Below are 16,332 nucleotides of genomic sequence, written 5' to 3' on the forward strand. Positions count from 1 at the left end.
AGTTTGGTTTGGCTGGAAAACAATCAAAATCGAATCAAATGATGGAACTGAGTAAGACTAAAAATCCTTGCTAGTTAAGATTTGAAAGCGGTAACGGTTGGTAACTAGGAAACCTATTTGAGACAGTTGAAACCCCAAAAGAAGCGTTTGACTGATAACTCGCCACTAACAATTCAATCTTGGGTTTAAGCGCTAAGATCGCCTCATCAATTTTGCTTTTCAGCCTCGCACTAAAAACATTTTTACGCAGCAAAAAATGTACTTGGTTATCATGTACCACATAAGGCCAAGCCTGTGCAGCGTCAAGTCCTCGCTCTTTGATAAAGTAGTTCCCCGTGATCATATCATCCACAATAAAATCAACGCGCGCTTTCATTAACATTTCAACCCGCCGCTGCGCACTGGCAATACTCACAAACTGATCTTTATAGTGGGGATCTTGTTTAAGCTTACCAAGCTCCTCTCCATAATAAGATCCAATGCTTAACCCTATGGTTTTCGATTGCTTTAGTAATGAAGCTAAATCGGGAAGCGCTGTGGGAGGCGATAATGAAAATAATCGCATACGTTCAAAACGGTAGGGCAGAGAGAAATCTCCGTAAGCTTCTCTATCTTTAGTGTAGCTAACCATTACTGCGACATCTATCACACCTTTTGACATTTCTTCAAAAGTGCGAGCGCTGGAAGGCAGACGAATATAGGTGGTACACACGGCAACATGCTGGAACACCATCTCGGCAATGTCTACGTCTAGGCCCCAAGGTCCAAGCTTATCAAATACAGTTAATGGCGGCCAATCGGCAACAACGCCAATATTCACCGTTTTACTGCATTCGCTTGCACTGGCAGGGAGAAATACCAAGCCCCACACCAATATAGCCATGCCAATCAAGTTATTCACTGATATGTACTGCTTAACCATGACACCTCGTGAGCAAGTCTATGACAATCGGCCTTATAACATGACGACTCAGTTCATTGCATAGGCACTATCTTTAGTAGTAACAATATATTTACCTAAAGCCTAGATCACAATGCCTAATTATTAAACTATTTAAATCAAAAAACGCATCGGTGCTCACAGGAACAAAAAAACGTGACGTAAATCCCCTTTACATCACGCTTGTTTTGCACTTTACGGCTGATATTCGAAGACCTCTTCAATAGGGACATTAAATACATGCGCTATCTTAAATGCTACTTCGAGCGAGGGTGAGTACTTTGCAGCCTCGATAGCCATAATCGTTTGCCTCGTGACACCCACTCGCTCAGCAAGCTCTTTTTGTGTCATTTCACCGCTCATAAAACGTAACATTCTGATTTTGTTTTTTATTGGTAAATCAGCCATACACAGCTCCCAAACGGGCTTTGACTAGCTGGGTTCCATAACCGACCAACTCAGCCAGCAAAAATGCAATCACTAAAATATGAAGTGGTGCAAATGGTAGTTCAAAAGGAAGCGCTTGCGACCAATTTTGCGCTTCGGCAGAATACTGGAAAATAGAGATACACACACCAACCTGAAGCACCCAGTAGGCAGGTTTGCACCCCGATAGCGCAATCAACTTTTCACGCTCATCTAACGGCTTATCCATATCTTTATCGCTAACAAAGCTTAGTAGCAGCTGACCTGCAATAGATGTCACGATAGAAATAACAATCACCTTAAGCAACAATCCTGATACCCAACTCGGATCTTGACGTAACTGCTCTGTAGCCGCTGTTATTTCGCCTAAATAAAAATACAAGATATAACCTGTTACCAAAAACTCTATCGCAATCGTTAAGTCACGGAAACTCAACGAGTCTAAAAACGCTTTAATCTTATTGCTGCTTTCCATGTTACCCTCACTTTACTCAAGGTTAAGTATTCTTTACATTAAAAGCGTAAACTTTGACCAATAACAAGTCAAATATTTTTTACTTTAAGTAAAGTTTAAATAACTAGAAACGTTTTCGAAACTCGCTTGGTGTTAAGCCCATAGACTTATTAAACACCTTACGGCAGGCTGTCGTATCCTCGTATCCGACCTGATGCGCAATCCAATCAAATGGCTTGCTCGTGCTTTCTAATAAATCACACATTTTCTGCACTCGAAACCGTTGCAGATATTGATTTGGCTTGAGTCCGAGCACCTTAGCAAAACGTCGCTGTAAGGTTCTTTGAGTAAGTAGAGCGATATCAGCCAGTTCTGTAATTGAAATATTGCGACCATAATGGGTGTTAATGTATTGCTGAGCGCGCAGCACAGCATCATCACCATGTTGAAAGTTTGGCTGAAATTGATGATAGTAGCTCTGCTCCCGCTGAGCCGTATCTACGACAAGCGTTTTGCCTAACTTGCGCATGACTAAGTGACCGCTATATTTTTTGACTAGCTCTAATCCAAGATCAAGCCATGACATCATGCCGCCAGCCGACATAATATCATTGTGATCGATTAAAATTTTTCGCGTATCAATAGGCTGGTTAGGAAAGTGCCGTTTAAATGCCTCAGTTAACCCCCAATGCGTGGTAAGTAAGCGCTGATGACTTAGCCCCGAGGCCGCAAGTATAAAAGCCCCCGCGCAGGCAGAGGCGATAACTGCACCTCGTTGGTGCTGCTCGGTTAACCAAGCAAGTAATTGAGGTTCAGGTTTGAGGTAATAGTCAGAGCTAACACTCGGCGGCAATAACACAATATTGTAATCCCCCTTTACAGCGCTACTGAAGGTAACAACATGTGTTGTAAAGCGGGTATCCAGTGACTCTTCGATACAAATTCTATCTGCTAGAAAAAACAGCTCTTCTAGACCATACACAGCCGACTTCATCGCATGAGGATAGTGACAAATCGCCACTTTGATTGGTTTCATCTACATTGTCGAATTTGAACTCAAAAATGTCATTTTAGACACTCCAGTCAAAGTTACAACTCCAGCACAATACCTCTGCAAATTAACTAACGAGGTAAAAGAAGTGAACAATAGTGCACTATTGGTTATCGATATTCAAAATGACTACTTTCCTGGAGGACTTTTCCCGCTATGGAATACCGAAAATACACTAGCAAACATCAATACAGCTATCAAAAAAGCAGCAGAGCAAAATATGGAAGTCATTTATGTCCAGCACATAGCTAATCCAGAGCAAGGAAAAGCACCATTTTTCAATGCCAACACAAGCGGTGTAGAGCTTCATAATGGCCTACGCCAAGCGCAAGAAAACGGCCACCATATAGTAAAGTCCTACGCCGACAGCTTTGAGCAAACCTCCTTAAACGATTTGCTCCAATCTAAAGGTATCGACACTTTATATATCTGCGGCATGATGACACAAAACTGTGTAACCCATACCGCGCTATCGAAATCGGCGGAGCAGTACAATGTCTACATTCTCAGTGATTGCTGCACTACCCTAGATGAAATGATCCACAAAATTGCACTCAACGGTGTTTCAACACGAGTACCGTTAATCACCGCATCGCAAATGTAGCCTATAACTGCGAGATATAAATAGAAGCTTGTCGTGATGGATTACGACCCACGAACCCATGTAGGTCGGGGTTTACCTCGACACATATCTCGACAAGCACCTTAACAATCCACGACAAAAAAGCTCGTCGTGATAAATCACGACCTAAGAGCCCAACATGTAGGTCGAGGTTTACCTCGACACAAGCATAAAAACCAAAAAGGCTGGATTGACCAGCCTTGATTTGAGTGACATCGAAATGAAAAGGGACTAATTAGCCTGCTGCTTATAGGCTTGTCGATAGGCGTGAAGCAGCGGCTCGGTGTAACCATTGGGTTGTACTCGGCCTTCAAATACCAAAGATAACGCCGCTTTATAGGCAAGGTTTTCAGTAAGCGGTTTATGGTCATTGAGCATTGGTTGGTAGAGGCTGTCACCTTCGTTTTGGCCATCTACCACAGCGGCCATGCGTCTAAAGGTTTTTTCTACTTGTTCTTCGCTACAAATGCCATGATATAACCAGTTAGCGATATGCTGGCTTGAAATCCTAAGCGTTGCTCTGTCTTCCATTAATCCAACGTGATTGATATCAGGCACTTTTGAGCAGCCTACGCCTTGGTCTATCCAGCGCACCACGTAGCCCAAAATGCCTTGTGCGTTATTGTCTAATTCGGCTTGAATATCCTCCGCAGACAAATCGTTTTCTAACATCAACGGGGGCGTGAGTAAGTTATCGAGCGATGCTTGCTGACGTGTTTTTATCTCAAGTTGGCGTGCAAACACATCCACATAGTGATAGTGCATCGCGTGGAGCGTTGCTGCGGTAGGAGAGGGCACCCACGCAGTATTAGCACCAGACTCAGGATGGCCTTGCTTTTGCTCCATCATCAGCGCCATTTTATCTGGCATTGGCCACATTCCTTTGCCTATTTGTGCCTTTTTCCTAAAACCAGTTTTAAGGCCAATATCCACGTTTTGATCTTCATAGGCCGCTATCCAAGACTGTCCTTTAATTGCCACTTTGGGCAATACAGGGCCCGCCAGCATTGAGGTATGAATTTCATCGCCCGTTCTATCTAAAAAGCCCGTATTAATAAATACTACACGCTGCTTAGCGGCGGCAATACACGCTTTTAAGTTTACCGAAGTGCGACGCTCTTCGTCCATAATGCCCATTTTAATGGTATTTTTGGGTAGCGAGAGCAGCGCTTCAACTCGGCTAAATAGGGTATCAGTGAAAGCGACTTCTTCAGGCCCGTGCATCTTCGGCTTCACGATATTGATACTCGCTGCCGTCGAGTTTTTAAACGGACTATTGCCTTGTAAATCATGCAGCGCAGCCGTGCTTGTCATGATGGCATCTAAGATCCCTTCAAACTGCTCGTTTCCTTCTGCATCCAGTATCGCTGGCGTTGTCATTAGGTGGCCAACATTGCGCACAAACATCATAGAGCGACCTTTTAGTGTCATACGCTGGCCTTGTGTATCTACGTAACTTCGGTCGGCATTTAGCGTCCGAGTCAGCGATTGCCCTGACTTTTCGAAGGTCTCACTCAAGCTCCCTTTCATCAAGCCTAACCAATTTTGATATACCAATACTTTGTCTTGTGCATCCACCGCCGCAACCGAGTCTTCACAATCCATGATTGTCGTAAGTGCAGCCTCAAGGACGACATCTTTGATCCCGGCTTTGTCTGCCTGTCCGATCGGATGGTGTGGATCAATTTGGATCTCAATATGCAGATCATGGTGACGCAGCAATACTGCGCTTGGATTTTGCGCCTCCCCCTGATAACCCACCAGCTGCTCAGGCTTTTGCAGTGCAACTTGGGTGCTGTCGTTGAGTGTAATCACCAAATTGCCGTCTAGAATCGCGTAGTTCGTACTTTCTATGTGAGAACCTTCTGCCAGCGGTAGCGCTTTATCGAGAAACTGCCTAGCATAAGCCATGACTTTAAACCCACGATTAGGATTATAGGCTTGAGTACGCTCAGCGCCATCTTCTTCGCCAAGGACATCCGTTCCATAGAGCGCATCGTACAAGGAGCCCCAACGCGCATTAGCCGCATTGAGCGCAAACCTTGCGTTACTGACAGGCACCACTAACTGAGGACCGGCAGCGCTCGCTATTTCAGGCTCCACATGCTCGGTTTCGATGGCAAAATCTTCAGGCTCAGGCTGCAAATAACCAATAGATTCAAGAAATGTCCGATATTCTGCAGATTGCCAATCAGGATGAGAGAGGTGGTAATCGTCAATTTGCTGTTGCAGGGTATCGCGTTTGTCGAGTAACGCTTGGTTTTGCTTCCCAAGTTCCGAAAAAATATTCGCTACGCCTTGCCAAAATTGATTGACCGCGATCCCCGTACCGGGAAGTAGAGATTGCTCAACAAACTGCGCCAGTGGAGTCGCAATTTGGAAGCCTGAATGAGTGACATACTTGCTCATGGAGTGTCCTTGATTAACATTTTTTGAACGGGATAGGTCAAACATAAAACAATTTTTGGAAAAACGAACCCCTTTTCCCATTCACAAAAAATATACTCGTAATAATAACTATAAATTTAAAAAATCTAATTTATCGGCCTAGTGTTTAATTAAGCCCGCAGCCAACCACTCTCACACCGGTCGGTTTCGTGTAACAAACAACCAGAATTTAATTTGATTTATAGTACCCGTTCAAAGGAAGCTAATTATGTCTCAGTATCAAACTCAGTTAGATCATTTCTCTAGTCTATGCCAAAGCCAAGGAAAAACTTGGCAGTCTATCAGTCCTGAGTATGCCAGCCGTATGCACCTACAAAACCGCTTTAAAACCGGTTTAGACATTGCAAAATACACGGCAAAAGTGATGCGTGAAGACATGGCAGCGTACGACGCAGATAGCAGCCAATACACGCAATCGCTTGGTTGTTGGCACGGTTTTACCGCGCAACAAATGATGATGGCAGTAAAGCGTCACAATAAAACCACAAAACGCTCTTACGTATACCTAAGTGGCTGGATGGTTGCTGCGCTGCGCTCAGAGTTTGGCCCACTACCTGACCAAAGTATGCATGAAAAAACAGCGGTTCCAGCTTTGATTGAAGAGATCTACACCTTCCTCAAGCAAGCCGATGCGCGAGAGTTAGATCATCTCTACAAAGATCTTGATGCAGCGAGAGCAAAAGGCCAAGATACAACAGAGATCCTTAGCAAAATCGATAACTTCGAAACCCATGTAGTGCCTATCATTGCTGATATTGATGCCGGTTTTGGTAACGAAGAAGCAACCTACCTATTAGCTAAACAAATGATTGAAGCGGGTGCCTGTGCAATTCAAATCGAAAACCAAGTATCGGACGCAAAACAGTGTGGCCACCAAGCAGGTAAAGTAACGGTTCCCCATGAGGACTTTTTAGCTAAGATTAACGCTGTACGATATGCTTTCCTTGAGCTTGGTGTTGAAGATGGCGTTATCGTCGCACGCACTGACTCATTGGGTGCAAGTTTGACGCAAAAAGTGCCAGTATCAAAAGCGCCGGGCGACCTTGCGAGTCAATACACTAGCTATTTAGACACCACGCCAGTTACCTCGGCCGCTGACTTACAAGAAGGTGAGATGGCAATTAAATTGGGTGGCGAACTGCAAAAGCCAGTTCGCTTAGACAACGGTTTATACCAATTCAGAGCAGGCACAGAAAAAGATCGTGTGGTACTAGACTGTGTAACCAGTCTTCAATCAGGCGCAGATCTATTGTGGATTGAAACCGAAAAGCCAAATATCGAGCAAATCGCCGAGCTGGTTAACCGAGTTCGTGAACAAGTGCCTAACGCTAAGCTTGTGTACAACAACTCGCCATCGTTCAACTGGACATTAAAATTCCGTGAACAGGTATACCAACAATGGCAGGAGCAAGGTAAAGACTTATCGGCATACCCAAATCCAAGTGCGGACGCAAAAGTGTTGATGGCGCCAGAGTTAGACGCAACCGAATTGGCAACCGAAGCCGATCTACTGGTGCAAAACTTCCAGCGTGACTCAGCAAGAGAAGCGGGAATTTTCCATCACCTTATTACACTGCCAACTTACCATACCGCAGCGCTCAGCACAGATATTCTGGCTGAAGGCTATTTTGGTGACGCGGGTATGCTTGCCTATGTACGCGATGTGCAACGACAAGAAATCCGTCGCGAACAAGCATCAGTTAAACACCAAGACTTAGCGGGCTCTAATATCGGTGACACTCACAAAGAGTATTTCTCTGGTGAGAACGCACTCAAAGCAGGTGGTGAAGCCAACACCATGAACCAGTTCTAAACACTCGATTTAGATAGTGACTTATATAGTTCCTTAATCAGCAAGGGCCGTCAGGCCCTTTTATCTATTGTGGATCAGATTTTTACTAGCCACTGATAACTTAGATCATGTTTTTACCAACGTCAGTTATTCAGATCATATTTTTACTAACCTGGGCCTATTTGAGATCAGGATTTTATCAACTCAACACCCAACGATCCCGATCTTTACAGTAAAGATCTAAGATCCAGACAAAAAAGAGCTCATTTGTGACTTTTTTCACTTTCACAAACCAAAATTTTACTAACTAAACCAGCGACAGGTCACATTTTTACTAACTTACTTAGTAAAATTTTGTTCTGAGTTTATTTTGACTAAAAATCAAAATATTACTAGCCTTAGATTTTTAAGCACTACAATCTGCTGTAAACCCCCTTTACACTTTCCATATTTACCCCACTTTTCCATGTAAAACTATAAAACTGATTACAGTACATTGAAGTTGATACATGACCCCAATTAAGAACTTAATAAAAGCAGTAGCACTGCTTACAGCGATGCATTGCCAAGCCGGGAACACAGTTATCAAGGAAATAGAAGACCTCGAAAAGGCAGGAAAATACACCGAAGCCTTAGTTAAAATTGAAACGGCCAGTGTCAGTGACGAAGAGGAAACACGATATCAAGCGATTTATTTGCAGGCTATGATTTATCGAAAGCAAGACTTATACGAGAAATCGATTTCCACACTGAGCTATATCGAAAAGCAGTTTTTCCTTACCGAAGCACGCAAATATCAGGTATACAGAGAGATAGGCATTAACTATCGTAATCTAAGCCAGCTTGAGCAGGCCGAATCTTTTTACCTAAAAGCGCTCTCTTCTGCCGAAGCGATGAAAAAGTCAAGTTTAGTGGCGCAAACCTATAATAATCTAGGTGTTGTTGCCGACCACAGAAATTTGCTTGCGCAATCTATGCAATACCACTTAAAAGCCTATGAACTGCTAAAAGGAACTGATCAGTACGAAAAGCAAGGGGCTAACTTTTATAATCTCGGTGATATTTCTGTGCGTATGGGGGATGAGGAAAATGCTGAGTATTTCTTTCAACAAGCTCTCGTTGCAGATAAAGCTTCAAAAGAATTACGCAACGTCGCAGGCACAGCCCTTCGCTTGGGGGAGCTGAAGTTTAAAAATGGTAAAACGGACGAAGCATTAGCGCAAACAAAAGAGGCCATTGAATTTCTAAAAGAACTCAATGCTAGGGTTTCTCTAGCCAGAGCATATCGTACTTCCGCACTGCTCCATATAGCTAAGGCTGACTTAGACAGTGCCCTATCGGATGCACAAGCAGGCATTGAGTATGCCACTCAAACCAGTTCAACACTGCAACAATTTTACGCCTACCTGACGGAGTTAGAAGTAAGGCTTAAACGCGAAGAATTAAACAAAGCAAAAACACTACTCACTAAGCTGGACGCCCTAACTGAAATTGAAACGGCTGAGCTACTGCTCGAAAAATATCATCGCCTTAAAGCGATAACGCTCGCTGCACATCATGAATACGCCCAATCCTATCAATTTATGAAATCGACTTCAGAGCTGCAGACTCGACTTCATGATGCATTACTAGAAAAACAAGTAAGTACCTATAAAGCCAGTATTGACGCGCTTATTCAATCTCAACAACTAGAGCAGGCCCGCTCTGCACAAGCCATAACCGAGGTCAACTTACAAAATGCAAAGCTATCCACACAAATGTGGGTAATCACAGCAATCTCGACCTTTTTAGCTGGATTATTTCTAGTCGGATTTTTTGTCGTCAAACATAGAAATGCGGCGCTAAAAGCAAAAATGTATCAATTGAATATTGAGCATAAAGATAAAATGCTGGCCGATATTTCCCACGAGTTACGCACGCCACTCAGTGTCTTAAAACTCCATATAGAAGCGATGGAACACAATCTTATTGATGACAGCACAATTGCATATGTCAAGATCAACAACAAGATAAATCAGCTAAATGAATTGATCTCGAACGTATATCAATTGTCTCAAGCAGATCATGAAGCACTTGTGATCCATCCTCAGCAGCATGGCGCGAAAACGGTTATCCAAAGCTATGTGTACGATATTGAAAGACTAGTAACAAGTAATCAGCTGCAATTTATCGCCGACATTCACGTCGATGATATGAGTATTTATATTGATAAACCAAAGCTGGATAGGGTTATCGATAATCTTGCTAAGAATGCATGTTTGTATACAGATAAACCCGGCAAGGTAAGGTTTAAAGCAGTGGTCAATAAACAAGGGCTGTTTCTACAAGTAGATGATAGCTCACCAGGGGTATCTGAGGCCGAGCAGAACAAACTGTTTGAACGTCTGTATCGTGTCGAAGCATCGAGAAGTCGTGCAACAGGAGGATCAGGTCTTGGTTTATCTATTTGTAAGAGCTTAATTGAAGCGATGAATGGAAAAATCACAGTGAAGTCAGGGAAGTATGGCGGTTTGTGTATTCAGATAAACTTACCTCATGCGGTAGATGTGCCAGCATAAAGTACCCGCATAAAATGCGAGTTGATATTAAGTGAGTAAAGTACAAAAGGCCAAGCAGATGCTTGGCCTTTCCTCTTTCTAAACTTGCTTAGAAACGGTAGCTGATATTGCCATACACAAAACGACCATCGGTGTTATATGCCGAGAACGCAGAGTAAGGGAAGATCTGGTTAAACGTTGTATAACCAATATTACTAACAGTATCTTGTGGATATTGATCAAATAGATTGTTAGCGCCTACAGCAAACTTCCAGTTGTCACCTAGGTTATAAGCCACTTCTAAATCGGTGATCCATTTAGCGTCTAATACTTCATCGCCTTCGACTGCGCTAGAAGAATCCACCGTTTCACCATAGCGTGTGGCACGTAATGTCGTCTGCCAATCACCAAATTGCCAAATTGCAGCTAAGTTCCATTTGTCTTTTGGTGTCCCATCTTCAAATCGTGCAATTTCACGACGAGCAAAGTACTCATAGCTGTCGCCAAGGGCTTCAAGCTCAGCAGGGTTTGCTTTTACATGCGTCACTTCAGTGTCATTGATGTTTACCGCGGCACTTAAACGCAGGTTACCGTAGTCGGCGAGATCAAAACTGTACGTTGCTACGATATCCACACCTTGAGTACGCGAGTCGATAGCATTAGTGAAGTACCTTACACTTTGTGTATTAAGCTCACCCGCTTGCTGCAAAATATTAATGACCTCAGGACCACCCAAGTTCTCAGAAAGTACGATGCGATCGTCGATGTCAATTCGATAGGCATCCACAGTAAATGAGAACGCGTCTAGTGTGTAGACAAAGCCCGCCGTCATATTGACCGACTCTTCCGGTTCAAGCTCTCGAGCACCCAGCGCTTTTGCAGCTGGCGTATCAACAGGGAAGTGACCAACTTCACTCGGTACGCCATTTTCAAATACCGTAGCAATTGATTTATAGGACGTTTGAGCCAATGAAGGCGCTCTAAAACCTGTGCTTACTGCACCACGTAGTGAAAAGTTATCCGACACCACATAGCGCGATGCCAGTTTACTGGTGAAAGTGCTGCCAAAATCACTGTAATCTTCAAAACGACCCGCCAAGACAACGTTCCAGTCCTGCGTTAAGTAGGTATCAAACTCTGCGAATAAAGCGATGTTATGACGAGATTCATCGACAGCACTTGCTGGTGAGAAACCAGCGAGCACCTGCGCACCACCAGCTGCAACAGGATTACCTTCTGCATCCAGCACGGTGAGGTAAGACGCTTCTTCACCGACTTCAATTTCATAGGTTTCGCGGCGATATTCTGCACCAATCGTGAAAAATACGTCATCCGGTAAGCCCAAATCCAATGCCGTTTTAGCATCGGCATTCACAAGCCACTGTGAATAAACTAAAGCGCCGTTATTAAACTCAGTCGGGCTTGTTACCCCCATCGAAGTATTCAAACTATTTACGACACCCAAAGCGAAGTCATTCACACCATAGTTTGTACTGATATCGTAATCCCACTCACCTTGAGTGCCTTTGACACCAACCGCAAAAGAGTAATCATCTACATCGCTGACGATTTGAGGCAAGAAACCATCTGGGTATACCGCAGTTAAGTTGCGACTGTCATTTGCGCGGCGATAGAAACCACCGGAGTTACCTTCACGTGTCGAGTAGCTACCAAATGAATAAAGTTCGGTTTCCGCATCTAGGTTGTAACCCGCATTATAAAATAGTGCAAAGTCTTCCACTTCAGCTTTACCAAAACGGTGGTTGTAGCGATCGAATGAAAACTCTCTAGAGTCAAGTTGGCCATTTTCATCACGAGCATACTGCTCTCTTGGATCAAAGCCTGAACGATTAGTCGGCTTTTTATCTCTATATTCGGCAGACAGATTAATAAAACCATCATTACCCAAAGCAAAACCGATGTTGGCACCAATTGTTGTAGTACCACCGTCGTTACGCTTACGGTCATCTCCTAATACAAAGTCTAAATCGCCTGCAGCATTTGCACGGGTTTGTAATAAGTCAGGCACACCAGCCATCTGCGTATCATGCTCACCATAGGTCACACTAATACTGCCGCCTTCTTCTGCATCTTTAAGCACGATATTGATAACGCCAGCAATGGCATCTGAGCCGTATTGAGCAGCAGCGCCATCACGCAGTACTTCTATACGCTTAATCGCGGCAGCTGGAATGGTATTTAAATCAACCGCCGTTGAACCACGACCAACGGTACCATTTAAATTCAATAATGCACCAGCATGACGACGTTTACCATTTACTAGCACTAAGGTGTGATCCGGTGCTAAACCTCTAAGCACTGCCGGACGAGCGTGATCGGTACCATCCGCCAATGTTGAGTTTGGGAAGTTAAAACTAGGTACGAGCGTAGTTAGTACTTGGCTCAACTCCAGCTGACCGGTACTTTGCATATCATCTAAAGAAATGACATCTACCGGCACCGTGCTCTCGGCAACACTACGAAGACTTCTTCGCGTACCGGTGATTTCGATGACTTCAACACTTTCTTTGGCTTCAGTGTTGTTACTTTCTGCTTGCACATGAATTGAAATAGTTGAAAGAAGCGCAGCACCGACAGCCAACGAGATTGGCTTGCGAACAGCGTTTTCTAGCTTGTTATTAATAAATTGCATAGTTTGTCCCGTGAATATGTTGAACGCAGAGTCTGTAAAAGACCGACTATTACTTAATTTAGTCAATATGAAGATAAATCAAGACTGAATAAGGTATCCAAGTAAATAACACAAAATGCGGTACGATGCCCATTCGACTTACGACCAAAATGTTGGTACTTACTTATTCAATACCAGCCTAAAATTAAGTCACTATCATAAGAAAAGACGCGGATTTTAGAATTATTCTTTCATCGATAATAAAGAATTTTTTGATCTACCTTATACCTCATAAGGGCACTGGTCTAATGTTTACTCACTCCATCTTTACTCCACATTGAAGCGCTTAAATACCAGCATGCAGAAACGGAGAGTACCAATGACACAACGGACGCTAAAACATGCTGAATGGTTGAAAATTGTTGAATCTAGATCGAACCAGCAGCAACTTCAAATAAAGCCAAAAAATAAGCTATCATCTGCTGTGATTTGGACTTTTGTACTAGCCACTATTATTTCACTGGTAAGTGCATGGACATTTGTTACCGAAACGCCTGAGGCACCCACTCAGCAGCTTAGTAAAGAATCCCAAATGCGTATCAACCGCTACTTTACCAAACAGTATATGGTTGGCAGCTGGCAGTTCTCACATTTAAAAACCAGTAAAGATGACATCAATGTGTTTATCCGTATCCCGACTAAACTTGCATTAACGGGACAGGCACTTAAGGGTTATATCGAGCAGTCACTATGCCCACCGGCCAGTAGCAACGTTTGGCGTGATGTCAGCCAGTTTGCGCTTTATATGCATTTGTACTCAGATACGCCACGCCACAGTGACTATGCCAAGTGCAAGGCTCCTTAATCATTTCAGGTTAAATTCTTTTATCTTTCGTTCAAAGGCCCGATGGGCCTTTTTTGTTTTTTAATTCAAGAGTTATTTCGAGCTATCGTGGTTACCAAGCGAACTTACCGGCTCGAGCTCAAGTTTGGCTTTTTCTTCGAGTTCTTCGGGTAGCTCTTTGACTACAGCAACACCTAGCTCTTTAAATTCAGAGGCTTGCTTAATTAAGTTGCCTTTACCCATATACAACTGAGAAAACGCTCGCTCGTAGCTCTCTTTTGCTTTATCAAGCTGTTTGCCCACCCCTTCCATACTATGTAGGAAACTATTGAGTTTGTTATAAAACTTCTCAGCTCGAAGCGCCAGCTCTCTGGTGTGCTTGCTTTGCTCCTCAAAACGCCATAACTGTTTAACGATATTAAGACTGGTTAAAAGCGTTGTTGGCGTTGCCACCAATACATTGTTTTGTAAAGCCTCCTGATAAAGCGTTGGCTTATGCTTAACCGCCTCAACAAATGCAGATTCCACAGGGATAAACATAATGACCACCTCTGGGGAGTTAAGACCTGGTAAGCGCTCATAAGATTTACTACCCAACTCTTTGATCCGTGCAGTGATGGCTTCGGTGTGTGCCACAATGGCTTGATTCGCTTCACTATCGGTTGTGGCATTAATATACCTTGTATAGGCATTTAATGAGGTTTTAGCGTCAATTACCAGGTGACGAGATTGCGGTAAGTAAACCACGACGTCAGGGCGAAACTTGCCTTCGTCGGTATTAAAGTTGACTTCTCGCTGATAGTCGTAACCCGGACGTAGCCCAGCGCTATCTAGCACATTTTCGAGCATGAGTTCGCCCCAGTTACCTTGTGCTTTCTTTTGCCCTTGTAACGCAGTGGTCAAACGATCTGCTTGCTCAGTCATGGCTTTATTGTTGGCTTGTAAGTGCAGCAATTCAGTTTTCAATGACGCCCGTTGCTTAAGCTCTTCACTATGAATGGCTTCCATTTTATCTCTAAAACCCTTTAATTCACCTTGTACTGGCTGCAGCAACTGCTGGATTTTTTCTTTACTTTGGTGACTAAAACGCTCGCTTTTCTCATCAAATATTTGATTCGCGAGATTGTGAAACTCTTCTTTCAACTGGACTTTTGCTTGCTCAAGCTGCGCGAGCTGCTGCTCAAAACTTAGTTGCTTTTGCTCCAGCAAGGTTTGCAGATTGGCCATTTCAACTTCTAACTCATGAGCATGCACTTGAATTTCTTCCTTGGCATCGAGCTCTCGCTGCCACAGCTGCTGATATTCAGCGGCTTGCCGTTGACGCTCAGCTAATCTTGCTTGCAATTGCTGCTGTTGGCCATGACTTTGTAGTTGCTGCGCTCTTAATTGCTCAGCGAGTTGCTCAGCTTGACTTAATTGCGACCTAAGTGCTTGCTCGGAGGCGAGTTGAGTATTGAGTTGATTTTTGAAAGTGCTGCGCATAACCCAAACGACGGGGAGTAGGGTAGCCGCACCGCCTGCAAATAGCGCAAGACTAAACCATGCAGGCGTATTGGAGAGCATTGACCAAAGCATATTGAGATCTCATCGGTTCTTCTACTTTGATAATACCTTAGATATAAATTTCAATCACTTAGTCATTCAGTGATCTGTTGACCATTGTAGCGATACCCGGCGCCATATACCGACTCTACAATTTTCGGAGATAAATCTAATCCTTTGATTTTCTTTCTGATATTTTTAATGTGGCTGTCGATTACGCGATCCGAAATATCAAAGTTATCCGGCTGAATATAATCAAGAATTTGCTGTCTTGAAAAGACACGGTTTGGTGCATCATATAAAAGCGCAAAGACATCAAATTCAACTTTGGTTAAACCTAATGTACTGCCATTCAGCTTAACCGTTAATTCTTCGCGATTTACTTCGATAGGCTTTTGATACGCATTGGTGTTCACACAACGACGTAAGATCGCTTTCATGCGCATCACTAATTCAGCAGCGCTAAAAGGTTTACATACATAATCATCTGCGCCGACTTCTAAGCCCTGTAAACGGTCTGCTTCTGCCACTTTAGCAGTCAGCATCACAATAGGTACTTCAGAAAACGCTCGAATTTGACGCATACACTCTACGCCGTCTTGGTTCGGCAACATGATATCCATCAAGATTGCATCTGGTTGATTTAACTTTACCCAAGGTACAACTTCGGCACCGTCTGCAATATGAAACATTTCAAAACCGGATGCTCTAAAAAACAACAGCACCTGCTCTGCAATATCTTGGTCGTCTTCGACAAGCAAAATTCTTGATGGGGTAGACATAGGATTTATTTACTCTTTGCTTTTAACTTTTTCAATTGTTGTCTAACTTGGCGCTTTAACTTGTCTGAAAGCGTGTCATCGAACAGTAACATGGTCAGTATACTAGACAAGTCTTCTGAACTCGCAACTTCATTGAGTAGATCATAGTCCGATTCAGATTGTGTCTCAATAAAGTTTAAGTGTGAAATTGTCGCGTCGTAGCAAAGCATAACGTTATCCTAATTGGTCTATGGCGTTTCTCCGTTGTAGCTATTAAAGCGCG

General features: G+C 43.4%; 13 protein-coding genes. 4 read left to right on the top strand and 9 right to left on the bottom strand.

Features of this window, described 5'->3' with window-relative positions; genetic code table 11:
• Window positions 1-70 precede the first annotated feature (70 nt).
• The 4 genes from JJQ94_RS05170 to JJQ94_RS05185 form a co-directional block, all read right to left on the bottom strand.
• Entirely contained in the window at window positions 71-922 is an 852-nt protein-coding gene (locus JJQ94_RS05170; RefSeq protein WP_099029503.1) for a substrate-binding periplasmic protein, read from the bottom strand.
• Window positions 923-1,135: 213 nt separating this feature from the next.
• Window positions 1,136-1,348, bottom strand: coding sequence for a helix-turn-helix transcriptional regulator (locus tag JJQ94_RS05175; protein WP_010605545.1), 213 nt, complete (start codon window positions 1,346-1,348; stop codon window positions 1,136-1,138).
• Window positions 1,341-1,841 carry a hypothetical protein gene (locus tag JJQ94_RS05180; RefSeq protein WP_099029504.1) on the bottom strand — a complete coding sequence of 167 codons (501 nt, stop codon included), beginning with the start codon at window positions 1,839-1,841 and terminating at the stop codon, window positions 1,341-1,343. Before JJQ94_RS05180 ends, JJQ94_RS05175 begins: the two co-directional genes overlap by 8 nt.
• A 103-nt stretch (window positions 1,842-1,944) precedes the next feature.
• Window positions 1,945-2,856: a GlxA family transcriptional regulator gene (locus JJQ94_RS05185; protein WP_099029505.1), complete on the bottom strand. Its 912-nt coding sequence runs from the start codon at window positions 2,854-2,856 to the stop codon at window positions 1,945-1,947.
• Window positions 2,857-2,959: 103 nt separating this feature from the next.
• Between JJQ94_RS05185 and JJQ94_RS05190 the strand changes: the two genes are divergently transcribed.
• Window positions 2,960-3,475 (top strand): cysteine hydrolase family protein, encoded by a 516-nt coding sequence (locus JJQ94_RS05190; RefSeq protein WP_099029599.1) that lies wholly within the window; start codon window positions 2,960-2,962, stop codon window positions 3,473-3,475.
• Between the two features lie 249 nt (window positions 3,476-3,724).
• On the opposite strand, the gene JJQ94_RS05195 is transcribed toward JJQ94_RS05190, so the two are convergent.
• Window positions 3,725-5,902 (bottom strand): malate synthase G, encoded by a 2,178-nt coding sequence (locus JJQ94_RS05195; protein ID WP_099029506.1) that lies wholly within the window; start codon window positions 5,900-5,902, stop codon window positions 3,725-3,727.
• 247 nt (window positions 5,903-6,149) lie between these two features.
• Between JJQ94_RS05195 and JJQ94_RS05200 the strand changes: the two genes are divergently transcribed.
• Both JJQ94_RS05200 and JJQ94_RS05205 read left to right on the top strand, forming a co-directional pair.
• Window positions 6,150-7,754 carry an isocitrate lyase gene (locus JJQ94_RS05200; protein WP_099029507.1) on the top strand — a complete coding sequence of 535 codons (1,605 nt, stop codon included), beginning with the start codon at window positions 6,150-6,152 and terminating at the stop codon, window positions 7,752-7,754.
• Window positions 7,755-8,242: 488 nt separating this feature from the next.
• Entirely contained in the window at window positions 8,243-10,291 is a 2,049-nt protein-coding gene (locus tag JJQ94_RS05205; protein ID WP_099029508.1) for an ATP-binding protein, read from the top strand.
• A gap of 88 nt (window positions 10,292-10,379) precedes the next feature.
• Here JJQ94_RS05205 and JJQ94_RS05210 read toward each other — a convergent pair whose 3' ends face one another.
• Window positions 10,380-12,923 (bottom strand): TonB-dependent receptor plug domain-containing protein, encoded by a 2,544-nt coding sequence (locus tag JJQ94_RS05210; protein ID WP_099029509.1) that lies wholly within the window; start codon window positions 12,921-12,923, stop codon window positions 10,380-10,382.
• A gap of 358 nt (window positions 12,924-13,281) precedes the next feature.
• Between JJQ94_RS05210 and JJQ94_RS05215 the strand changes: the two genes are divergently transcribed.
• Window positions 13,282-13,767, top strand: a complete 486-nt coding sequence (locus JJQ94_RS05215; protein ID WP_099029510.1) for a hypothetical protein — start codon at window positions 13,282-13,284, stop codon at window positions 13,765-13,767.
• Between the two features lie 72 nt (window positions 13,768-13,839).
• On the opposite strand, the gene rmuC is transcribed toward JJQ94_RS05215, so the two are convergent.
• The 3 genes from rmuC to JJQ94_RS05230 all read right to left on the bottom strand — a co-directional run bounded on the left by rmuC (window position 13,840) and on the right by JJQ94_RS05230 (window position 16,279).
• Window positions 13,840-15,321 carry a DNA recombination protein RmuC gene (rmuC, locus tag JJQ94_RS05220; RefSeq protein WP_099029511.1) on the bottom strand — a complete coding sequence of 494 codons (1,482 nt, stop codon included), beginning with the start codon at window positions 15,319-15,321 and terminating at the stop codon, window positions 13,840-13,842.
• 62 nt (window positions 15,322-15,383) lie between these two features.
• The gene (locus JJQ94_RS05225; protein WP_099029512.1) at window positions 15,384-16,070 is read right to left on the bottom strand and encodes a response regulator; all 687 of its coding nucleotides are present in this window, start codon (window positions 16,068-16,070) and stop codon (window positions 15,384-15,386) included.
• 5 nt (window positions 16,071-16,075) lie between these two features.
• On the bottom strand, window positions 16,076-16,279 hold the full coding sequence (locus JJQ94_RS05230; RefSeq protein ID WP_010376203.1) for a hypothetical protein: 204 nt from the start codon (window positions 16,277-16,279) through the stop codon (window positions 16,076-16,078).
• Between the last annotated feature and the right edge of the window lie 53 nt (window positions 16,280-16,332).

Origin of the sequence: Pseudoalteromonas sp. GCY, assembly GCF_016695175.1 — a bacterium.
Lineage (GTDB): Bacteria > Pseudomonadota > Gammaproteobacteria > Enterobacterales > Alteromonadaceae > Pseudoalteromonas.